The organism is Sporosarcina luteola (assembly GCF_023715585.1).
Lineage (GTDB): Bacteria > Bacillota > Bacilli > Bacillales_A > Planococcaceae > Sporosarcina > Sporosarcina luteola_D.
In genome coordinates this window covers 1,592,689-1,616,016 of sequence record NZ_JAMBOK010000001.1, presented here as the reverse complement: position 1 = coordinate 1,616,016, position 23,328 = coordinate 1,592,689, and the positions used below count along the sequence as shown (strand labels likewise).

Here is a 23,328-nt window from a genome sequence, read left to right as displayed (position 1 = left end):
AGAACCTGGTATCCTATCCTAACTTGTCGTGCAACACAGGTGGTTAACCCACCCAATTAGAAAATTATTCACCTATAATCTCTAAATAAGCACCATCTACCTCTGGAACAGTTATCTGTTGACCGAAGATTGACCCATATGTTTTTAAACCTTTAACTGTTGCCCATAAATATATTATATCATCCTCAAGAATCCTCTTTTCACCCTTTGACATCGTGTAGTTTACTAATATGCTGTCATCCCAAAAGCCGAACTCATCTCGTGTAACATTTAAAAGTAGTGTGACTTCTTTGCCATCCTCCATATTTTGCATTACCTGACCTTTGAAGAGCACCTTCTCTCCTTTAAATGATTCCGGATCCCTTGCCAACTGCTTATAATTTAATTCTACTGCTGAGTTTTTAAATGATGCCTCGGCTTTCGCTGCCTTTTCCACAGCTTCTTTTTTGGCCTGAGCCTTTTTCTTAACAAGCTCTTCCTCTTCCTTCTTAGCTTTGGCTTCCTCTGCTTCTATCTGAGCTTTCTTTTGAGCTTCTTTCTTAGCTTTAGCTTCCGCTTTCGCCTCTATCTTAGCCATTTTTTCGGCTTCTTTCTTAGCTTTTGCTTCGGCTCTAGCCTCTTTCTTAGCCTTTTTTTCGGCTTCTATTTTAGCTTTTGCTTCGGCTTTAGCATCTATTTCAGTATTTTCTTCAGCTTCCTTCTTGGCTTTAGTTTCCGCTTTAGCCTCTTTCTCAGTCTTTTTATCAGATTCCATCTGGTCTTTTGCTTCCGCTTTTTCCTTCTCTTCCGCTTCTTTTTTAGCTTCTATCTTATCCTGTACAGCTTGTGCTGCTGCTACCTCTTCCGGCGTTGGATCAGGTAATGACGACCCAAACGTTGCTAAGGACACTATGAATACAATGAAGAACACAAAAGAAAATGTTCCATAGTAAAAGAAGACCCTTAAACGAGTTTTCTTTTCTAGTCCTCCCCAATAAATTACGTATTGTGGTTTAATCAGTCCTAATATAATCATCACAAGTGATGCACACCACAATAGAAAAAAGATGAAAAATAATGCTAATGCCATTTGCGATTTTCCCTGCCTTCCAGTAATGATAAACTCTACCAATTAAATAGTAATCTATATCTGGGTATTTTGCTATAAAAATTGGAGGTAGTAATTATATACCGTAGGATGCTTGGGGGGGAACTGTTTAGTTAACATAAATTTGGATGCCAGGCACCCTTAGAAATGTTAATCACGAGTTCGCAAATATATTTAAGATTAGTATAAAAATTTAAAAAATACTTTTTATGCGGTATAATATACCTAGATAAAAGAAAAGGGGTGTTTGCCTGTGTTTAGAACACATTATATTTGGGGGGACTATCCGGAAACGGAAGAGTTAATTAAAGAACTGCAGCAAAACGATGATATGGATATCATAACGGTCATCGATCCCGAAGCGAAGAATAGGTTTTTAAAGAAGCAAGGGAATATTACATACGCATCAAGTAATTATGTGGAAGATGCGCGAAATCGTCTGATGATCGAATTCCACTATTATTATATCCCGCCATCCGAGAGAATTGATGGTGCTGCGTGGCATGTTAACAGTGGGGAGTCTGGCTTGTTACAATGAATGTCTTGCTTAAAAACAACTCTTATCCTGTGTAAATGAAGGGCCATGGCTCTATTGACCATACTACTGTGGTCCATAGAGCTGACGGCTTTTTTTTCGTTCTACAATATTGTTTGGTGCCCACTGGCAATACGATATTTGCGGCGGAAGTTTAGTCACGTTTCCTTACCCATCTATCTCACTTGGAGCAATCCGTTGAACGCCGGATTGAATATGCTTGAAGTCGTTTATTTTTGTACGGGGACTATAGGCTATTATGCAAAGAAGCTAACTGCATTTTGAAAATTTTATCAATTTGTAATCAAAGCTTGATTTACTTTTAATATTTCAGCAATGAATTTGTAAAAGTTTGTCGTAAAAGGGGTTTAGGTTTACTTCTTCTTGTCTATTTATAGTATAGAAATAATAGTTAAATAGAATGGAGGAAGTAAATTGAAGAAGTCTCTGAGGCTTTTTTCCAAGGTGGTAGTGTTAGGATTGTTTTTTAGCTTATTTTTCAGTTCGAATGTATCAGCTCAAGGTGTTTTCAATGACATGCATCCTAACATGGAGTCTTACCAATCGGTAATGGCGTTAAGTGATGCCGATATTATTCATGGATTTAGTGATGGAACGTTTCGTCCTTATGACCAGGTAACACGTGGTCAAGCTGCTAAAATGGTTGTACGCGCTATTAACCTGGATCCAGGTCAAGAAGTGCCAAATCCTAACTTCAGCGATGTACCGACCGATCATGAATTTTATCCGTATATTGCCGTCCTGGCTTTCCATGGTCTCATGGGTGGTTATGGTGATGGCAATTTTGGTATCAATGACAAACTTCAACGTGGTCAGATGGCAAAACTGATCGCCCATGCTTATAATATTGAGAAGCACCCATGGAAGTCCGGACAGTTTAAAGATGTAGATGCCAATGCTTTCTATGCCCCATATCTCACGGGATTACTTGAAAAGAACATTACAACTGGAACAAGTCCAAATGAATTCTCTCCTGGTAAATTCGTTGATCGTGGTCAAATGGCCATATTCCTTCATCGGGCAGAGCAGACGAGAGGTAAGAACCCTTAACAATTAGAAATAACTCCCCATATGTAGGCAAAATAATCTTTGTCTACACTTGGGGAGTTTTTATATATGTACAGCTAACGCTCCATATTAGGAATTAATAAATATGCTTTTTGCGATGTCGGTGGAATTCATATTTAATACCGAACAAGGATGTTCTGTGAGCCAAGCGTGATTCTTCTCTATAAGTCTGTAGGCCTTGCTCCAAGCTGGATAGGAAATGACACTATTATCAAGGATAACTTTATCCATGAAATTACTGAATTCAACTGGCCCCCAATTGCCTATAAAGACTTGATCTACACCATGATCTATATAAGGAAGTGTTGAACCATCAAATTCCGATAAGAGTAAAGCAACCCCAAACTCCTTGCCGCCGTTTCTCCCGAAGCTGACACGTTTGTTGTATTTTTTGCTTAGGGAATTAAAAACATTGTCTACCAAAGCCTTGAATTCATGTTGAGTATATTTCTTTACCTCTTCCAAAAAGGCAATATCATTTGCCGCATTCATATTGGCTCACTCCGTATTATGTATTTTTCAGTAGTATCAAAACTCAGCTTCAGAAAAACTTCTTGTGAAAAGAAAGGCACAGCGTTTATTAATGACATTGTACCATGACAATACTACTGATTGATAGATAATTTAGTTTTAACTGTTTTTAGTTTTAGTTCAAAAGTTACTTATATATGTATATTTATTTCAAGTGAGAAGACGACAAAACCGTTCAATTCCGGAATGAACAGGCATCAAAGAATGGTGCAGCGTATAGAAAATTGCTGGCATACAATAAAGCCCTGTCGCAACGCCAAGAAAACAATTAGCAACGCACCAACAGGTATTGAATGTACACATAACAAAATCCACAGTAATTCATACTGGACAATAAAACCCCTCTACAGGTGCATCAAAAAGCATAAATATATCCTTGAAGTACGTTTCCTCCACCAACTTGTCCAACACACCTTTAAAATACCCCGGCAAGTTGCGGATCGCCTTCTTCTTTGTCGCCATCACAGTGATCATCAGCGCACGATAGGCAAGGTCTTCGAAGACATGCTTGTCATCTTTATAGATATCAAACTTCAACATCGGTCCCGAAATGGCCCGATGAATTCCGAAGAATTCACGGGCTGTTTTTGTGTCTCCGATTGTTCCGGCTAGCAGATCTTTCATCCGACTGAACAGACTTGTGGATAACGTAGACGGTTCCTCTGGAGACGTGTAGGTAAGGTCTTTAGCTTTTAAAATAGATTTAGAAGGAAGGGCTTCGTCCATGGAAATCTGTTCGTTTTCCTTGTTGTCATGCGGTTTATTGTCATCATCCCGGCTGTTCATTTTCCCCTGGTCATCGAAGGGTAAAATGATATAGATGTTAGCTCCGAGTCCGCTCATCACTGGACGGATCGTATGGATCTTTTCGATGATTTGCAGCGTCACGAGTTTGCGGATAGCGCGTCGTACAGTTACGTTCGTTTTCCCTATGGCCTCTTCTATTGTTGCGTGTTTCAAATGCGCAGCACCGTATTTCACGGAGTAGCGGCGGATGACGTCGAGCACTTGGCGATCTGATTTCGTCATTTCATTCCAGTGGCGTTTGGCGTGCTGTTCGGCAGCTGCATCCATTTCTGCGATTGTGTTGAATTTTGTGTATTCCTTTAGGTAATGTGTCATTTCATCTTCCCCTTTTCTTTTTATATAGAGGGGAGGGGTCAAAAAGGATACTGGACGATGAAATGTATTTTTTATAGTGCGCTCAATCTTGGGGCGAAATGAATCGATAATTGAAAGTTAAGAGCAGAAAATCATGAAATATGACGTAAAGTTCAGTTTCTGAGCCTAAATAATTGAAGTTTGGACAGGCAGGATGAATTTTCTCGAAATGTAAACAACTCATTTGCCGATTACGATGAAATCACCCGGGAATACAGTGTGTCGTGCACGATCAGAAGGGCTTCACCGTGTTGGAATTTGAAGATGTGTTGATGCAATATGAACCGATGATTTCACATTCACTTAGGAAGTTGAATATTTACCGTGACCATGAACAGTACAGGCAGGCGGGAAGGGTCGCATTATGGCAGGCATGGACGAGATTCGATGACGAAAAGGGCGATTTCACTCCTTTTGCTTATCGAAGTATCCGTGGGGCGATGTTGGACGAGCTGAAGCGGGAAAGCCGTTTCGAGGAGAATGTCATGTCGACGACGAATGAAGTGCTTGTTTTCTTCATTGGTGGTGCGGAAGTAGATGAGGGATTCGGCCGGCTCCATGACGCGATTGAACAGTTGGATCCTACCGAAAAGAAGTTCGTCCAATGGACTTTTCTCGAAGGGTGCAGCTTGGCGGAATGTGCCGATCGTTTCGGCATTTCGGTTCCGGGCGTGAAGAAAAGGCGGGAGAGGCTGTTGAAGAAGCTGAGGGGGATGATGGGGGGATAGAGTTGATACTGACGAGGCCTTCTGCAGATGCAGAAGGTCTTTTAAAACTGTTTTTGTGGAAAATAACATAAAAAATACTAAAAGATTTAAAATATTCTTATATTTGGTAGACTATTAATAATACTTGTATTATAATAAAAACAATGTTTAAAGGGGGTGTATTTTCCTACACTCAAATTTAGTAGTAAAGAACTATATATGCTAGCATTTAGACTCCATAAATCATTCCACTACGACCGCCGACAAATAGAATATTTTTGATTCGCATGTACATATTGGGTATTGTAAGCTGCTGAATGTATGAATATCAGGGGACATGGCACTAATAGAAGCGCTTATTGAACAACACAATGATTGTGAATCCTATGGACTGGCAGTGGAGGAATGGTTGTTGCTTTTTGGAGGCAATCGAAGTGAAATGGAAAATCCCCGAGTGTCTGAGTCTGCGGAGACCCACTCGAGGACTAGCTGGCCGGAGTGTACCGACCTATAGGGTCAGTATACTCCTTTTTTCGGAACTTAAAAAGGGGGAATTTAACATGGAAATGAGAGAAGAGTATGTAGTGAACAATGAGACAAGCATCATTTTGCCGGAGTTTGACGAGAACGGCCGATTGCTATCGGTTGTTATGGAAAAGTCGCAGTTGTTTAAAGTGAATATCGAGCCGACAAAACTGATCGATCATAGCCTTCGCCGATACGGTTCCAGTCTGAGAGGCGCGAATGATGGGTCACGGACGCTGCTAGGGGAAATATCCATGGCCCCTATTGTGCTGAATTTGACGCAGAGTCTATATTGGTTTCCACATATGTCGCCGGTGAGGGAGGATTGCGTCTGGATTGCTGCGGACCACATTCAGGATTACAAAGCGATCGATAAAAAACAGACGGAAATCGTTTTTACCAACGGTACCACAATCATCCTTGATACGAGTTTTATTCATTTGACGAGAGATATACTCGTACTTTCAAGCTAAGATATAAGATTGAGAGGCAGACGACGCCTGGAGGGAAAACTGAATCGAAGACGGGCTTTTTCATTCGCAAGAAAGGAAAGGATCGAAATTACAGGAAGTTTGATAAGTAAGAGCTTATGCAGGGAGGGGGGAAGTCAGCTTCACAAGAAATTGCTGGACTTCCACTCCTCTTTTAAGTATGAAAAATGTTTTAATTTGTCGAAAAACATTGAATTAAGGTATTGATTGTTCTCCCTTTTCGTTATATCATTGTTCTTAAATTCAGAAAAAAAGGGAGGGTTCAGCGATGATTACTTTTATTCTATCCATTTTGTTATTGATTGTTGGATATATCGTTTATGGGAAGGTGATTGAACGAATTTTCGGCATCAATGACCAGAATGCGACACCTGCCTATACAAACAACGATGGTCTTGATTACATTCCGATGAGTTGGTGGAAAGCGAGTTTAATTCAGCTTTTGAATATCGCTGGAACCGGCCCGATCTTTGGTGCGATCATGGGTGCGCTTTACGGTCCGGTCGCATTTATATGGATTGTTATCGGCAGTATCTTTGCCGGGGCGGTCCATGATTACTTTTCGGGTATGTTGTCGCTTCGACATAATGGCGCTCAATTTCCAACACTGGTCGGAAAATACTTAGGCGGTAAAATGAAATTCCTTATCACGATCGTCTCGATTGTTTTGATGGTTTTGGTGGCGGCAGCATTTACTTCAGCACCTGCCCAGCTGCTTACGGAAATAACGCCAATTAACTTTACGACTTGGTTAGTTATCATTTTTGCGTACTTTATACTAGCGGCGGTTCTGCCGATTAATAAGGTGATCGGAAGAGTGTACCCTATTTTTGGGGCTATCTTAATCTTCATGGCAGTGTCGATCGGTATTGGGTTATTCTTTTTTGAGCAATCCATCCCCAATTTAACATTCAGTAATTTACACCCTGGCGAAATGCCTATCTGGCCATTGCTAATGGTAACCATCTCTTGCGGGGCGATTTCAGGATTTCACAGCACGCAAAGTCCAATTTTAGCTCGCACTTTAAAAAAGGAAAGCGAAGGTAGGAAAGTGTTCTATGGGGCGATGATTGGCGAAGGGATTATTGCAATGATCTGGGCAGCTGCAGGGATGACCTTTTTTGGCAGTACCGGTGCATTGCAAACAGCACTGGCAGCGGGAGGTCCAGCTGCAATCGTGAATGAGATCAGCCTGACAACGCTTGGTGCATTTGGCGGGTTCATTGCAATTTTAGGGATTGTTATTCTGCCCATTACGACCGGCGATACGGCATTGCGCTCCTCCAGAATGATGCTTGCCGAATTATTGACGCAGCTGACGAAGAAGGATTTCAACGGGAAAGGGAAACTAGCTTTTCTTATCATTCCGGTGGCAGGAATCACGCTATTTCTAACGACGATTGATTATAGCTTCCTCTGGCGTTATGTCGGCGGAACGAACCAAATCGTTGCTGCGGTTATGTTATGGACCGCCACTATGTACCTTGTAGAAAACAACAAGTTCCATTGGGTCTGCAGCATTCCGGCATTATTCATGACAGCGGTGGTCAGTACGTATTTCTTCTATGCACCGGAAGGCTTCAACTTGGATTATGGTATTTCTCTGGCGTTAGGATCGGTGATTTGGTTGGCTGTACTCGCTTGGTTTGTAAGGCAGCTTATTAAGCATAGAACAGCTGGCAACTATAAGGATTTAGATCTTAAAGTAGGATAGTGGCGGGTTGAAAGACTTTTGAAAACACGTTTATCATTTGGAAAGGAGATACCATTTTGTAATGGTATATCTCCTTTCTTTTATTTTATTAAAGACTGGAACTCAATAGAGAGATCTCCTCAGTTGAATTCCGAAGAATCGACGGCTAGTTTTGCGGGAATTACCAATGGGGGAGAGGCGTTTCCTTGCCGCGATTCAACCAATACATATTGTTTGAGAGACTTTAGAACTGATTAATTAGACCGATATAAAGGATAAAACATTGAGAGAAGGTGCTTCCATGTTTTGTCCGGGTTGCGGGTTTAAAAATGCCACGGATGTTAATTTTTGCGGGAGTTGCGGTAAGCCGATGCAGAAGAAGAGCCATACAGTCTGGATGCTGCTGGTCATTTTTGTCTGCCTCTGTGTGCTTGGCGGTGTCGGGTATGCATTCATTCAAATCAATCAACAAGAAGCCGTGAATCCGTCGATGCTTGCAGATGAAAAGCCAAAAGAAGAGCCTGTCAAACAGCCGGCTCCTGTCATTGTGCGTGAAGTTATGGAACGTCCTGAAAAAAACAAGCCGATCGAAAAAGAGAAAACAGAGCTTATCGAGGAAACGTTGCCGCGTGTATTCACCATTGAGATGGTGGATGGTTTTGGCTCAGGTTTTCTTTATGCCAAAGGCGGTTATATTGTCACGAACGCTCATGTCGTATTGGGCTATACTGATGTAAACGTGAGGAATTCGGTCGGCAGGGAAGCACCCGGGAAAGTGATCGGGATTTCTGATACATATGATATTGCACTCATCCAGTCTGATGCGTATAAGGATCTCAATCCGCTCAAGACAGAAGTCAATGAAACAAAAGTCGGCACCGAAGTTATCGCTTTAGGCAGCCCGAATGGATTCGAAAACTCCGCTTCTGTCGGTTATTTGACGGGTACAGGCCGAGACATCCAAAAGGATTTCGTCTATGAAAAAGCGTATCAGGTCGATGTACAGATCGAACAAGGCAGCAGTGGGGGGCCTTTGATTGACGCAAAATCTGGCAAAGTGATTGGCATCAATTCACTCCTGCTGACAGATAACAGACGTTTTGGATTCTCCATTCCTTTGTACACGATGACACATTTACTCGATGGATGGATAAAAAGTCCGATGAGTGCTCATCAGGTCGCATCGATTTTTGGTGTGTACGACGACTTCGGGTCCTCAATTCCCTACAATAATGACTCCAGTGATAATGACACTCATGAGGAGGAGTTTGAAGGGTACGAGGGGGATGCCTACTTTTATGAGGAATGGCTGCAGGATTTCATTCTGGAGTTCCGGACAGTTTACGAGGATGCCTTGTCTAACGAAAACTTTTACGAGATCGAGCCCTATCTATTGCCGGGCGGCAGTGCACATAAAGAATTTGTGGATTACTTTGCTGAGATAGCCGGTGAGGATATGCACTTCGACTTTATTGAAAATACGGTAACCGGAGTGACGATCTACGATGATTATGCGCTTGTTAGCACATACGAAACGTTAAACTTCCGCAATAAAGCGGGGCAAGAGAAGTATTATGAGAAAGAGAAGAATTATGAAGTGGTTATTCACACGGATGGTACTTATCGAATTCGTGATGTGAATAATAGGTGATGTGGGTTACCTATATAGAATAGAGATGAAAAGCAACAGGCACCCATAAATATTGCGGGTGCCTGTTGCTTTGTTCATTTGTCTTCTTTAATCACTACATTTGCCAAGCCGTTATCTTCGAATTCGGTTTCGTATTTCTCTTCAATCTCCAACAATCTGCGGAAACGATCGTCCAGTGATTCAAACGTTCCTCCTTCCCGGTCAAGATCCCTTTTGGCCAGGTTCGCGGACAGCTTTTCCCAGAACACATGGTCATCATTGTCATCAATGATTGCGTGTAGCTGCTCTTCATACTCTTGTGTTGGGTAATAGCCATTTACTTCATGGTCATAGGGGACAATGTCCGCGCATCCCATGTCTTTCGCATGAGAGCAGATGTATTGGAACAGCTCATCATAGTCGGCGAATCGATCATCATGGGAACGGGTTGAGTTCGCCATCCATTCTCCTAAGAAGGCGAGATCGAGCAGTGCTTTGAATTGCTTTTCTGTGAAGTTGATATTCAATTGTATCGTCTCCCTGTATGTTTTTTATTAGTTTACCATAGGGGGCTCATGGCCAGTGGGAACTTTAGCTCGTAACGAAAAGGAAGTCAGTCGCATTGAGGATCGATGTAAAAGAAAAAGAGCCTAGTAAAAGTTATTGGTTTTAGTAGTATAATAGGAATGGTCAAGATTTACTATATACACAAATGGGTGTTCGAAAACATGTGTCAATGGGGTGGAGAGAAATATATCCCTAAAATTAAGCTGAAAGATAAATAGTGGTATTGTGACCGACGTTCTTGTTGAACTTACTAAGAATTTATTTGGAGGGACTGAGAACTATGGCTAATAAAAATGCACTTCAAAGTATGGAAATTGACACTCTTGAAACCGAATTTGATTTTGAAGAAGTGGAAGGTTTCTTATCAAAACAGTTGGAAGAAAGCTTTTCGAGTTTGGAGCTCCTAGAAAACGATAGAGCAACGATATCAGATCCTGATTCTTTAGGAAAAGTAGTCTTGGATGAAGTTTGGAAACAGTTTGGGAATCAAATTGGACTCGATATGACGAATGAGACATTGATTCAAAAATATGACAGGGAGCATCCTGAGCAATATAAGGATATTGCTGATTCGGTTATGAGAGATAAACGATACAAAGATGCTAATAAGACGATGAAGGAGCAACAACAAGCTGGGAATTTAAAGGATGAGTATACAGGGAAAAATTTAAGACCTAATGAAAAAGCTAATTTAGACCATGTAGTAGCCAGAAAAGAATTATTTGTAAATCAAAGAAGGAAGCAAGCTAATTTAGATGTAGCTGGCCTTGCCAACAAAGAAGAAAATCTAAAGCCGACAAACGAATCTTTAAATAAAAGCAAAGGTGCCAAGCGCAACAAAGATTATCTTGATGCACGCGAGACTAGAGAGAAATCACTTATTGAACAAAATAAAAGGGCGAATAAAAAAGTAGATGAATCAAACATGTCAGACGTTGAAAAACGTTTGCAAAAAGAAAAAAATGATAAACGTTTGAACGATAAGCTTGCAGCTGATGACAAACTTATGAGGCAAGCTGATAAGGAAGCAAGAAAAGCAATTAATAAGGATATTCGTGTTAATGCAGCAAAGGAAGTTGGGAAAAAGGCGGGGAAGGATGCTCTGAAAACTATGGCCATCTCAGCACTTTTTTCCTTGTTGAAAGAAATAATGAATGGCCTAATCCGTTTTTTAAAAGAAAAGTCTAAGTCGTTTAATGGATTTCTATCCGAAATGAAAGAATCGATAAAAGCCTTCATTTCCAAAATTCTCAGCTTTGTTCAGACGGGGGTCTCTACATTAATAGGTACAATTGTATCTGAAATCTTCGGGCCTATTGTAAGCCTCTTTAAGAAATTGGCAAGTTTAATTAAACAAGGGGTCTCGTCTGTTATGGATGCAGTTAATTACCTTCGTGATAAGAAGAATAAGGACAAGCCGTTTTCTGTAAAGGTAGCACATGTGGGAAAAATAATAACAGTTGGAATAGCTGGCGGCAGTGCGCTCGCTTTAGGAGAAGTTTTTGAAAAATTCCTTCTAACAGTTCCTGGAATGCAAATTCAGTTACCGCTACTTGGCACTCTTGCTAATATGATCGGCTTATTTCTTTCAAGTTTAGTAGCTGGCTTAGTCGGTGCAATCGTTTTGAATCTCATTGATAAGTTTATCGCCAAAAAGTTGAAAGAAGAAAAGGACAGACAAATTATCGATAAGAAAAACGAGATTATGAATCTTCAACATGTCCAACTTTACTTAGCTGAAAATCATGTAGAAGCTTCGAGAGAAAATGTTATGAGCGGAATTTTGGAGAATCACGCTTATGCAAAAGAAATAATGCGACAATCTCTTAAAAATATATATGAAACTAATGCTAATAATTCCACGAGTCGGAACAATAGTAGCGGAAATAAGAGTGATTTCGTTCAAATGCAAAATGATTTAGAAGAATTACTGTAAAGGTGATGGAAATGACAACTACAAAGACGAGAGAGAATGAACAGGCAGTCGTTATGAAGACCAAAAGCGATGGTTTCACTAAAAAGAAAAATGCATTAAAAGCATTCAGTAAGAAATTGCCTAAAGAAGCAGAGTTGCCTTGTGTCCCGAATTCGGGCGGGTTATTTGGTTGGTTTGATTATGACGTTAAGGGCAGTGACTTAAATAGGCTGACTGAAAGTATTCAGGATAAAATGATTCAGCAGAATAAAGTTCTTGTTAGGACAATCAAAGAGTTTAATACCATCTACGATACGTTTTCTGCGTTGGATAAAGAGTACATTCAGGGGATTTTGATATCGCTGAAAGCAGCTGAACAAGCTAATGCACAAGCAATAAAGGGAATAGAAGGAGTTCAAGCAAACCAGGACGAAATCAAACAAATCATCAATCAACAAAAACAGGTAATTCAAGTTCTGAAAAACTTCAAAGAAAAGATAGAGAGAATAGAACACTTAGGTGATGTTGATAAAATTTTCGCTGTCTTTTCTACAATACAAGACAAGGTTAACGTAATTGAAACAATTGTTGAAGCTCATGAACAGACAGCAGCTGACCTCACTGGTGAAATGAAATCATTGTTATCATCACAGTTAGTTATTCAAGATAATTTGAATCAACTGGAAGAAATCCATGATGACCAAATCCAGGCAGTTAAACAACTGGTTTTACATCAAAATGAAAACATATCAAAAGTTGAAGCAATAAGTACAGAAAACAAGACTACTATTGAAACTATAAATAAAAAAGTTGCTATTTATGGAGAGAAGCTCGTTGATTTAAAACGATTATTTCAGGATGATATCCAAACCTTATCTGAAAAAGTTATTCAGGACATTACTGTGTTGGATGCCAAACTCGATTCGACAATTAACGAAGTCGAAAAAAATAAAACAATTTTTGAAAATACCATTAAGGAAGTCAACGTGGGAATCGAGCAACAAACAGAAAGTATCTCTTCCTATGTTGATTCTGAATTAGCAAGTGCAAAAAAGGAGATTACAGAACTACGTCAGTTGACAGGAAGTTTATCAAAAGTGTTAAAAGTTACTCAGATTATTTCATTTGCGAGCATCGCTATCATATGTGTTCTAGTGATGTTAATTGTAAGTGGGGTGCTCTGATGATTTCAGAGAACTACAAACGCCAACTGTTTAAAGAAGTTAAGCTGCTAGATGATTCTTTAGGACAAACTACTGATTTTGAAAAGTTGGTTCAAGAAATAACTGACGAACAAATTGATAGGGCTGTTTTAGAGTTAATTAAAAATCTGGGGATCCTAACGAAGAAACAATCTTTGCCTAGGATGGAACAAAAGCAAGAAAAAGTTATTGAGATCCTATACAAATATCTAGGAGCATCAAAGGTTGATGGGATTTTTCAAGAATTAAAAGAGTCGTCAAATTTCTCGCTAGATGAACTAATAAACCAATTAGACGAACTGGTTGGTCTCGAAAATGTGAAGCAACAGGTCCGGGATTTGATCGACTATAATCAAATACAACAATTACGAGTTAAAAACGGATTGAAGAAATCTAACAAAACTTTACATATGGCGTTTCTTGGTAATCCCGGGACAGCTAAAACTACAGTTGCCCGTATAGTTGGCAGGATGTATAAAGCTATTGGATTATTAAGTAAAGGGCAATTTATTGAAGCAAGTAGGACTGATTTAATTGCTGAGTATCAAGGACAAACAGCGATCAAGGTAAAAAGGTTAATTAATCGTGCGAGAGGCGGAGTCCTATTTATTGATGAGGCCTATAGTATTACAGAGAATGATCATAGCGATAGTTATGGGAGAGAAAGTCTGACTGAGCTTACAAAAGCTCTCGAAGATTATCGCGATGACCTAGTTGTCATTGTAGCTGGTTATCCAAATCTGATGGAGCAGTTCTTTGAATCTAACCCGGGTTTAAAGTCTAGATTCAATACTTTTATTACGTTTAGTGACTATTCACTAGATGAACTTGTTCGGATATTTACTTACATCTGCAATCAAAATGACTATGTTGCTGAAGAACAAGCTATTGAAAAGGTTCGTGACTTGTTGCAAACGAAAGTAAATGAAAAAGATGATTACTTTTCAAATGGTCGTCTTGTTCGGAATTTGTTTGATGATATAACGCTGAATCAGTCGAAGAGGCTGTCGAAGTTGACGGGGCATATTGACAAAGAAACGTTGATGCTTATTACTAAAGAAGATGTTCAGCTGGGTGGTTGACTGTTTTTGAAAAGCTAATGGGCGCAACGCAATCAAACTTTGCCGTATCGAAATGTTAAGTATTATGAGAAAAAGAAGAATTATGAAGTGGTCATTCACATGGACGGAACTTCATGAGAGCAGATGTAATGGAACAGCTCATCATAGTCGGCGAATCGATCATCATGGGAACGGGTTGAGTTCGCCATCCATTCTCCTAAGAATGCGAGATCGAGCAGTGCTTTGAATTGCTTTTCTGTGAAGTTGATGTTCAATTTTATCGTCTCCCTGTATGTTTTTTATTAGTTTACCACAGGGGGCTAGTGACCTGTATGATAAGGCGGCGATTCAGAAGTGGATGTTAGAGAAGAGTCATCATATTAGTGAACGTCAACCATGCATGTGTCCTTTTGAATGAAATCAACAAAACAGGTCAATGTGAAAGATCACATAGGCCTGTTCCAATTCTACTAATAGTAATCCCTATTTCACATTTTTAGTTCTGACATGCCCGCAACGACTACATTTATTGGAATAGTAGTCCATTCGATGGTATCCGGTTACCTTGCATCTCCATTTCCCCCACCAATTCCTCATACGATACCCCTTTCTTTCATTGATTGTTGATAAATAATAATCTTTGAATAGGATAACTAGTAAAGAAGTAATTAACGATTTTATATAACGGCTTCTTTATTATACATCGTATGCGTAGTTTTACCTACACAATTCTGTATTGATTAATCGATAAATTCCGACCGCGTATTTCGACCTAAAATGACAACTGCTGTTGAAGCATATTCATGTAATAGGTATATCAAACTAATAAATTAGGATTTGTGTTCCATTAGAACACGAAAAGTGATATAGTGACTCTATTACTCTGTTATTTAAATTATCCATAAAGATAGTCGGAAATTGATTATTAAGTAATAAATCTTGCGTTTGGAAAGTGGAGTGGAGGAACAACATGCTCGAGAAAATCTGGAGGAAGAAACCGACGAGTATAGATGAAGAACCATTTTCGGTTCGGGTGGATAAGGTCCGAAAGAATTCCGTCCCAATTCATGTTGCAATCATCATGGATGGAAACGGGCGTTGGGCCAAACTCCGCAATCTACCACGAGTTGCGGGTCATCATGAAGGCATGAAAACAGTTCGGAAAGTGACTAGATTTGCAAATCAACTCGGCATTGGTGTGTTGACGTTATATGCTTTTTCCACTGAAAATTGGAAGAGACCACGATTTGAAGTGGATTTCCTTATGAAACTGCCCGGTGAATTTTTGACTACCTATCTCCCCGAACTTATTAAAGAAAATGTCAGGGTTGAAATGATCGGTGATTTCAGCGCCCTACCTCTACATACAAGGAATGCCATAAAAAATGCCATGGAAGCCACAGCGTATAACGATGGACTCATATTGAACTTTGCTATGAACTATGGCAGCCGGCTTGAATTGGTGAACATGGTCAAAGAGATCAGTGAACTTGCTAAAGACGACAAAATTGACCTTACTGATATTGATGAATGCCTCATTGAATCGCATTTAATGACTAGCCATTTGCCTGAGCCTGATTTGCTTATCCGAACAAGTGGCGAGGTAAGGCTCTCCAACTTCATGCTGTGGCAATTAGCCTATTCCGAATTTGTCTTCACAGATGTGTATTGGCCGGATTTTGACGAGGAATATTTCCTGGAGGCAATCGAGGAGTTCCAAATGCGGAGCCGACGTTTTGGCAGTGTTACTGACGAGGTTAACATTGTGAGAAGTTGAATGAACCGGGAAGCCAATCAGTAGTTTATGATTGGCTTCTTTTTTTTGTCCAGGAATCAAAAGTAGGGGTAGGGTCTTTTAGGGGATGAATAATATGAACTTTGTCGATTGCAATATCAGGATAAATGATAGTTTTATAGACCTATTTATGCTAGAGTGTTATTATACACATCAATGATTAGTACTAGCAGGGGAGAGAACTGAAAATGATCTGGTTGGAACATACACCAAATTATGCGGGAGTCTGTCTATCAGGTGACCGGAACGATCTTGCTTCGTTAACTGAATCGATCAATTTGGTTGTCGGGGAAGAGGGAGAATATCCGGGGTATGAGCTGGTGAGGCTTCGCGTCCTTCATCTGTGCAATGAATTGAATCAAGCGGTGAAGGGGCAGAAGGAAGCGACGTTACTGCCGATTGGTCCGGAACGAATGAGTATGAATAGCCTGGCAATCAATTCTACGGAGAACAATGTGTACTTTCGAATCCGGATCCTATGGCCAGAATTATTGTTTCTCGGATTCGTTTTGAATGATTTCATTGAACTGTCAGCAAAAAATAGACAACATTTCTGGGACCCTACTCCTGCCAAAATCCGCCTATTTCAATCGGTTATTGGTGAATTCCTTGAAAATACTGTTGGAGAAAGTAAGTTCAGGCTGTTAAGGAGCTCTTTAACTCCCAATTATATTGGATACTATCAAAACTTTTTCACCCAATATATTGATTATCTTAACACTGAATTTTTGAAACTGGATAAGGCGAAGCGGTTGGATAACGTAAGCATCGTTGCCAAACGCGTCGCAAATAAAGATGCTAAGTATATGAAAATTAAGATGGAGATTGAGAAGCTTGCCATTCCGGAAGCGGATTCGGCAGATCACGTTGAAGACACTAGCGGCTATCCTGAAAATGTTCTATGGTAAGGATCCGGAATCACTCATTAACTCAGGAGCGGGTATTCGATACCTGGTCACGTGCAAAGGACCTAGCACGAAAACCGATCTCCAACTATATAATGATATTTGGAATAACGAACTAGTTGTCCACTTATACTAGAAAAGGAATGACGATACTAGCAGTTTGCTAGGAAAAGATATTTGAAAAATCAGCGTAACCTTTACGGACTTCTGTCGTCTAAGTTATGGAATGAACAAATTAGGAGGAAACTGTTTGGTCAAAAACCATAAACACGGTAAGCTGTTAACGTCAGCTGCCGTGCTGACGAGTGCCATTGTGGCACCTGCTGTTGTTGCTGCCGCCCCGACGTATTACAAGGATGTACCGAAATCTCATGTCGCTTATGATTCCATTATGTATATGTCCGGTAAGGGTATTATTAACGGGTATGCTGATGGAACTTTCCGCCCCTCGGAAAAAGTGACCCGTGGGCAGGCTGCGAAGATCTTGGCTATTTCATTGAATCTGGACCTGAACAATGTCCGTAATCCCCATTTCCGTGATGTCCCGACCTCCCATGGGTTTTACAAATACGTTGCGGCACTTTACGAAGCAGGCATCATTGATGGGTACTCGAACGGCAATTTCGGAGTGAATGATCCGTTGAACCGCGGGCAGATGGCGAAACTATTGGCGCTTGCTTATGAGCTCGAAAAGCAGCCATTGCGTACAGCGAAGTTCACTGATGTCTCTGCAAATGCATTTTACGCGGGCTATTTGCAGTCCTTAATTGACAACAAAATCACCTTTGGGATCACGCCTACCCGATTTGCACCGAACCAATATGTAGACCGCGGACAGATGGCGATGTTCGTGCACCGGAGCGAACTAGCGACGAACCGGACGGATACTGTGAACGCAACGATTTCAACGTTCGATGGGTACTCGTTGCAAACTGATAAAGGCACATTCGACATCCCTGCATCCTTGCGCTATTTCTTCTCTTCTCAAAACCGCGATGCGTTGAAAAACGCAAAAATCTCATTCACTCATGACAAAGGTGCTTTGACGTCCATCACTCAACTTGAACTCAGGAATTCCGGAACTTCGTCAAATGTGCTCACATTGTACGGAAACAACGTAACATTGACTGGCAATCTCGTTATCGATGCCGATTACCTCAATGTCAGGGATCTGACCGTCACTAAAAACCTCAGCTTCGGTTCCGGAACGCAAAATTATTTCACTGGAGATGCACTGTACATTAAAGGCTCCACAATCAGCAACGAATATACTTCCACTACTAATCGAACTCTACACTTCACATTCAATAACTCCACGCTAACTACTGTACAACTATCCAAATCCAACACGAATTTCACACTCACAAACAAGTCATTTGCAAAATCCATTACAATGAAGGCAAACGGTACGTTCAGAACATATGATACTTCCCGAGTTGAAGAGGTTTCATTGGAAGGGGCAGTGTCGGAAGCCGCAATCCATTCGAATGTCCCTAAACTATCGGTCTCCACTACGCGGGACGTAACATTGAATGGATCCGGTACGGTTACAACCTTCAACATTCTGACAAACCGACTCGTGACAATCAATACAGCTGGAACGATCTCAACGCTGGACATTCCACGTGATGGCTATGTAAACGTAGGCACGCAGACGTGGGTGTCCAATGTACTCATTCCGTGGAATATTTCCATTAAAGATGTCATCCGGAACTACGATTCGGCAAAATATCGAATCGACCGCATCAACGGAGTCAAAAACCCGGATCAAACGCCTCCTTATGAGCCGCCGGTTTATCAGGACATTACAATCCGGGCTGCAAGTATGGATGTCAATGGCGTCATCTCCATGACATTTGACCAAAATCCTACGAAATACAAGATGACAACGAAAACTGGAATGTATTCCGGTGACGTCAAGACAAACCAAACGATTGAACTGACAAACCTTGCTGTTGCGAATGGAAATTATACGAACGGCCAAGCGGGGACATTCACGTGGACGGAAGGAAAGAACCAATATTCCACTTCCTACTCGGCAGTCACTTCGAATGGCAACTGGAAGACGGTTACTTTCTATGAGGATACCCGCTTGAAGAACAAGATAGTGGAAATCACTTACCGCGTCAGCAGTTTGGGGTTGGAAGTCGACACCGGTTTCACAGATAATCCATCAACTTTCCTGAACAACACCACATTTTCCGTCTTGGGCACAAAAGGATCGTATACATCCATTGCCGGGTCGAAGATTTCTGTTCCTACAGGGAACGTTACGAATGAAACCGAATTACAGAGAGCACTCTCCTTGAAGGTTCCGGACATAACGATCTCAAAAGACATCACAATCACCAAGCCGGTATCGATCAACTATCCGAATGTGAAGATCCAAGCGATCAATGGAGCGACGATTAAGGTTTCTGATGGCTTACTATACAAAGCTGAAGAAGCAGCCATTACTTTTGAGGAAAATGCAAAGAATGCAAAGTGGCTGAATTTGAAGTTGGTCGGACATTCGAGTACCCGGGGGCATGGAATACTTGTCTATGCTGACAATGTCACGTTCGACAATGCAGAAGTCGCAAATTTTGCAGGGTTCAATATTGTAGCAGATAACACGACAGCCGTTACGTTGAATAAAGTGAAACTATCTAATTCCAAAGGTGGTATGCATGTCTATACATCAAGAACTTCATCCCCAACGACCGTCAATCTAACCAACGTTGAAACATCCAATAATCAGCGCACTGGAATCCATTTAGTTGCGGAACGAAACAGTAGAATTATCGTTAACGGAAAAGATAACAGGCATAATGACCGTTATGAAGGTGTACCGACTCCGGCATTTCTGACGGAGGGGAATGGGGAAGTCGATTTTAAACTTGCAGATTTTCATCTTTACACGAAAATACAAAATGCCTATTACCACATCGACAATGACCTGGAGTTTTCTCATGCCTTCACACAGCTAAGAAAAACAGAAAAGCAGTCTTCGAAAATGAATATCGCCGATAATTTCACTGCCAACAAACCGCTTACTGTTACCGGAGCCATCTCCATAAACGGGAACGGAAAGACGATTACGCTCAACTCAAAAGGGGATCCAAAAAAGAACGCTCAAGGACTTTTGATCAGCTCTTCCGTTGTCATTGACAATCTGAACTTCGCTGCCGGAATTGACATGAAGGATCATCTGATTAAAGTGAACGGCAATGGAGCTTCGTTGGCGCTTTCAAATTCATCGCTGAAGGATTCCAAGTCAGGCGCAATCTACGTGGGGAACTCGGATAGGAAAGAAACGAAAGAGAAACTGACCCTGAAAGGTTCTATTACTCTATCCAACAATGTATCGGGCGGAGTCGGGGCAACGAATGGCGTGACGATTACTGCAAAAGAAGCGAAAATCACTTACACTCCTTCCAAACTTACCGATACAGTTGTCTATAAAAATAAAAATCAAAATGGAAGCATTGAAGTGGAGCCGATTTTCTGGTCAGATTCCCTGGATGTTGTATTTGAACTCCCAGACGGGTTTAAGAAGTATGATGTGTTCAGGGATAAGAAGAATAATAAGATATTAGCCAATGATAGAAATTCTGCTACAGAGGTTATTTATAGTAGATGATTCTTCTACTACTATAGATTTCCGCGGTATTTCAGGAATTAGACAGCATGCGCTCCGAACGCTTCGCTTTTGGTCGCAAAAGCTGTACATCGTGCCGTCTTTCGCTCAGCCCAGGGCATTTAACTCGTCCTCTTCTCGCTGGAGTCGCCACTTTAAATTTTCTTGTGGGTATCTTCTTTATTGAAGGTATCCACTTTTTAATTATGTTGTTCGATCCTACCTATTCACCTGCCTTCCGTCTGAAAGTAAAGTAAGAAAAGCACGCGCTAAAGCATGCGTCTACAATTGTATGAAAATAAATAGATTATGGTTTTGGATCCCTTTATGTTCATTTAAAATGGTTGAATTGTCATGAATATTTCTTGCGCAAGCACCTTCATAGTTTTAGCTTGGTACTTTATCAATCTGTGATAATATGTAAGTAGATAGTCTTGAGAAAAGGTGAGTGTATGGGGAAAATTGCTCTTATTCAAAACCAGGTCTATATGTCCTACTCTGCTAAATCGGATATTCGCCCATTGTTGGAGAGCTTTGATTTCATTGACTCTGAAGATATCATTTTATATACCGCTCATAATATTCCAAGATTGAAGTTCGATCTGAGAGACCTCGATATAGCAATGGTTCTTTTCACTTCTAATTCATTAAGTGAAAAAACCATTAAGGCGGAAGTAGAGTCCGAGTCATTTAAGCGGTCGTTAGAGGAATTTCTTTCAAAAGGTAAGGGCTGCTTGATTCTACACCAATTAAACTCCATTCCAAAAGAGGTTTTCGAACCATTTGCTGCCTATGATTTCTTACCGATTGAAGCGCCATGCGCCGTCCGTCGAAAAGGGGATTCTATTAACGGTGATCTTCGAAATTCTAAATTGTCAGAAGACCATCCGATTTTTCATTATCCTAACAATGTCTCCCTACATGAACTGAGCCAGTATTGCATTAAGAAAAAAGGTTTATATTGGCATTACCTGCATGACGCCCATTGTTCTGCAGAGTGGGACACGTTAATACATGATGAAAGTGAAGCGCATTCTAGGAAAGCGTTACTGATTGCTACAAGGGAGACATCCAAGTATCGAATGGTCATTTCATCGCTAAATCTTGATTGGCAACGTGAAACGATTCTGTTTGAGAATATTATTAAGTTTGTTAGTGATGGAAAATGCAATACTGCGATCTTAAGGGATTCATCCCATAAAAGCATGGCATTCGAATTCTTCCTCGAAACCTTAAATTCGCTAAATTACCGTTACCAGGAATATGACTTGTCAATTGTTAATGAGATTGATGAATTCAAAAAACAAATCACGCAAGGTACCCATTCGATTGTTGTCTTGGGGCCGACGCATTCGGACGCTGAGAATGATCAAGAGGAAAAGCTCAAGGGGATTGAAGACTTTCTTCATAAGTATATAGTTTCCGGAAATGTTAAATATATTGGCATTGCCTCAAACGATCATAGTTTAAAACAATTCTTTGTTGCCGGCCGAGAAAAATCCGCACTTAGAATTCTTCAGGACACGGAACTTAAGATTCACGAAATTCTCAGAGAAGGAACGTATATTGATGACAGCTTTTGGAGCACTTTCGATACATTAAAGACCCATAAAGCGTTAGAAAAAAGCGATGTCAGTTATACAAAGTTTACATCCGAATTAGTCAAACCAATCTTGGTCAAGGAAAAGGAAAAAGACTCCTATAACGGATTACTGGTCCCAACTTCCGCGTTATTATGGCTGCGGGCTACTTACGGGGAACATCAGGAGGAATATCAAAAAACTGTTGAGTGGATGAGAAAGGCGCTGTTAAGTGGTGAAGAGGCAGAATCGGAATGTATTTTAGCCTATAATACTTTTTTAGAATTAGAAATAGAGACGGAGCTTGCAACAAAACAATTAACCGAGCTGATTAGAGGTAAAGATTTATCTGGATATAATGAGATTGAAATCATTCATTACATTAAAGCCGCGATTCTCTTAAAGGATCTTCAACTAATTAAGCAATTTGTGATTACCTTGGAAGCGAAGAAGAACGCTGAAAATCTTTGGATTGATATTTCCGTCTCTGCGAACATCTTGAACTTATTGATGGAAGCATTAGTGATTTTACAGGAAAGCGAAGAGGATACCAAAGATATTGAAAAGACGATAGAGGATTTAGTTTTTCCGACGATCATTTATATACAAAAGTTCTCTAATCATAACAGTGGCATTCTGGGAAACAATTTCCACTGGGATAATAAAGCGAATACTACATTAAAATGCATAAGCGCAATACTGAATTTAGAGGAATTAATGGATATTCCTGTTACAGAAATGGTTCAATCACTTATTAGCTACTCGCGAACAAGTAATGAAATCTTAGATAATAAAATGGCATTTAAAGTAATAGACGATTATAAAAATGATATAACCGTGTTAACTGAGAAAAAAATGCAATTAGAGGATCAAGTTAAGGCAGAACTAGAAAAACAAAAGGGTCTTGAGAAAGAGATGGAGAGCCTTTTGAATATGAATAAAAGACTAGCGAATATGAACATTGACTATGATGAACAAATACGTCAGTATAATTTTCAGTTGAATTTTTGGAAGATTATTATCATTCTAGGTCTAACTTCTTTACTAACCTTAACATTTGCCGTTATTTACATGTTTAACTACCCAACTGTTTATGTGGATATTATCGATTTTTATAAAAGGTATTATATAAATCTACCGACAGTTATAGGGACCGTATTCACGTTATTGGTGAGTGTTACTGCCACTAATTATTTTAGAAAGAAACGACAAATAACGGGTTCGTAGGGGGAGAA

The 23,328-nt window shown here is 40.3% G+C and carries 18 protein-coding genes; 13 read left to right on the top strand and 5 right to left on the bottom strand.

The genetic code is table 11. The features are described 5' to 3' along the window. Nucleotides 1-64: 64 nt before the first annotated feature. Nucleotides 65-1,069, bottom strand: coding sequence for a hypothetical protein (locus M3193_RS08015; protein ID WP_251625928.1), 1,005 nt, complete (start codon nucleotides 1,067-1,069; stop codon nucleotides 65-67). A gap of 271 nt (nucleotides 1,070-1,340) precedes the next feature. On the opposite strand from M3193_RS08015, the gene M3193_RS08010 reads away from it, so the two are divergent. Together M3193_RS08010 and M3193_RS08005 are read left to right on the top strand one after the other, a co-directional pair. Further along, nucleotides 1,341-1,625, top strand: coding sequence for a hypothetical protein (locus M3193_RS08010; RefSeq protein WP_251625925.1), 285 nt, complete (start codon nucleotides 1,341-1,343; stop codon nucleotides 1,623-1,625). Nucleotides 1,626-2,057: 432 nt separating this feature from the next. Continuing rightward, nucleotides 2,058-2,693, top strand: a complete 636-nt coding sequence (locus M3193_RS08005; protein WP_251625922.1) for an S-layer homology domain-containing protein — start codon at nucleotides 2,058-2,060, stop codon at nucleotides 2,691-2,693. An 87-nt stretch (nucleotides 2,694-2,780) separates the two neighbouring features. On the opposite strand, the gene M3193_RS08000 is transcribed toward M3193_RS08005, so the two are convergent. Together M3193_RS08000 and M3193_RS07995 are read right to left on the bottom strand one after the other, a co-directional pair. Continuing rightward, the gene (locus tag M3193_RS08000; RefSeq protein WP_251625919.1) at nucleotides 2,781-3,203 is read right to left on the bottom strand and encodes a hypothetical protein; all 423 of its coding nucleotides are present in this window, start codon (nucleotides 3,201-3,203) and stop codon (nucleotides 2,781-2,783) included. Between the two features lie 360 nt (nucleotides 3,204-3,563). Then, nucleotides 3,564-4,364 (bottom strand): hypothetical protein, encoded by an 801-nt coding sequence (locus tag M3193_RS07995; RefSeq protein WP_251625916.1) that lies wholly within the window; start codon nucleotides 4,362-4,364, stop codon nucleotides 3,564-3,566. 287 nt (nucleotides 4,365-4,651) lie between these two features. On the opposite strand from M3193_RS07995, the gene M3193_RS07990 reads away from it, so the two are divergent. From M3193_RS07990 to M3193_RS07975, 4 genes are all read left to right on the top strand, one after another. Further along, nucleotides 4,652-5,131 carry a sigma-70 family RNA polymerase sigma factor gene (locus M3193_RS07990; RefSeq protein WP_251625913.1) on the top strand — a complete coding sequence of 160 codons (480 nt, stop codon included), beginning with the start codon at nucleotides 4,652-4,654 and terminating at the stop codon, nucleotides 5,129-5,131. A 539-nt stretch (nucleotides 5,132-5,670) separates the two neighbouring features. Then, nucleotides 5,671-6,108 carry a competence protein ComK gene (locus M3193_RS07985; protein ID WP_251625910.1) on the top strand — a complete coding sequence of 146 codons (438 nt, stop codon included), beginning with the start codon at nucleotides 5,671-5,673 and terminating at the stop codon, nucleotides 6,106-6,108. 286 nt (nucleotides 6,109-6,394) lie between these two features. Continuing rightward, nucleotides 6,395-7,840, top strand: coding sequence for a carbon starvation CstA family protein (locus M3193_RS07980; RefSeq protein ID WP_251625908.1), 1,446 nt, complete (start codon nucleotides 6,395-6,397; stop codon nucleotides 7,838-7,840). Nucleotides 7,841-8,189: 349 nt separating this feature from the next. Continuing rightward, a complete protein-coding gene (locus tag M3193_RS07975) occupies nucleotides 8,190-9,470 on the top strand; it encodes a S1C family serine protease (protein ID WP_251625906.1) in 1,281 nt (426 codons plus the stop codon). A gap of 74 nt (nucleotides 9,471-9,544) precedes the next feature. Here the strand turns inward: M3193_RS07975 and M3193_RS07970 are convergent, their stop codons facing one another. Further along, nucleotides 9,545-9,976, bottom strand: a complete 432-nt coding sequence (locus tag M3193_RS07970; RefSeq protein WP_251625904.1) for a hypothetical protein — start codon at nucleotides 9,974-9,976, stop codon at nucleotides 9,545-9,547. 320 nt (nucleotides 9,977-10,296) lie between these two features. Between M3193_RS07970 and M3193_RS07965 the strand changes: the two genes are divergently transcribed. From M3193_RS07965 to M3193_RS07955, 3 genes are read left to right on the top strand one after another with little or no spacing between them, the layout of a single operon-like run. Further along, a complete protein-coding gene (locus M3193_RS07965; protein ID WP_251625902.1) occupies nucleotides 10,297-11,952 on the top strand; it encodes a hypothetical protein in 1,656 nt (551 codons plus the stop codon). A gap of 11 nt (nucleotides 11,953-11,963) precedes the next feature. Beyond that, on the top strand, nucleotides 11,964-13,115 hold the full coding sequence (locus M3193_RS07960) for a hypothetical protein (RefSeq protein WP_251625900.1): 1,152 nt from the start codon (nucleotides 11,964-11,966) through the stop codon (nucleotides 13,113-13,115). Further along, complete coding sequence (locus M3193_RS07955; RefSeq protein WP_251625898.1) at nucleotides 13,115-14,215, top strand: AAA family ATPase; 1,101 nt, start codon at nucleotides 13,115-13,117, stop codon at nucleotides 14,213-14,215. The genes M3193_RS07960 and M3193_RS07955 overlap by 1 nt, the downstream gene beginning before the upstream one ends. Nucleotides 14,216-14,310: 95 nt before the next feature. Here the strand turns inward: M3193_RS07955 and M3193_RS07950 are convergent, their stop codons facing one another. Beyond that, entirely contained in the window at nucleotides 14,311-14,469 is a 159-nt protein-coding gene (locus M3193_RS07950) for a hypothetical protein (RefSeq protein ID WP_251625895.1), read from the bottom strand. A 695-nt stretch (nucleotides 14,470-15,164) separates the two neighbouring features. Here M3193_RS07950 and M3193_RS07945 point away from each other — a divergent pair. The 4 genes from M3193_RS07945 to M3193_RS07930 all read left to right on the top strand — a co-directional run bounded on the left by M3193_RS07945 (nucleotide 15,165) and on the right by M3193_RS07930 (nucleotide 23,320). After that, nucleotides 15,165-15,971 (top strand): isoprenyl transferase, encoded by an 807-nt coding sequence (locus M3193_RS07945; RefSeq protein ID WP_251625892.1) that lies wholly within the window; start codon nucleotides 15,165-15,167, stop codon nucleotides 15,969-15,971. Nucleotides 15,972-16,177: 206 nt separating this feature from the next. Continuing rightward, nucleotides 16,178-16,897 carry a DUF6904 family protein gene (locus M3193_RS07940; protein ID WP_251625889.1) on the top strand — a complete coding sequence of 240 codons (720 nt, stop codon included), beginning with the start codon at nucleotides 16,178-16,180 and terminating at the stop codon, nucleotides 16,895-16,897. Nucleotides 16,898-17,144: 247 nt separating this feature from the next. Continuing rightward, nucleotides 17,145-20,516, top strand: coding sequence for an S-layer homology domain-containing protein (locus M3193_RS07935; protein WP_251625886.1), 3,372 nt, complete (start codon nucleotides 17,145-17,147; stop codon nucleotides 20,514-20,516). A gap of 449 nt (nucleotides 20,517-20,965) precedes the next feature. Next, on the top strand, nucleotides 20,966-23,320 hold the full coding sequence (locus M3193_RS07930; protein WP_251625883.1) for a hypothetical protein: 2,355 nt from the start codon (nucleotides 20,966-20,968) through the stop codon (nucleotides 23,318-23,320). The last annotated feature ends 8 nt before the right edge of the window (nucleotides 23,321-23,328 follow it).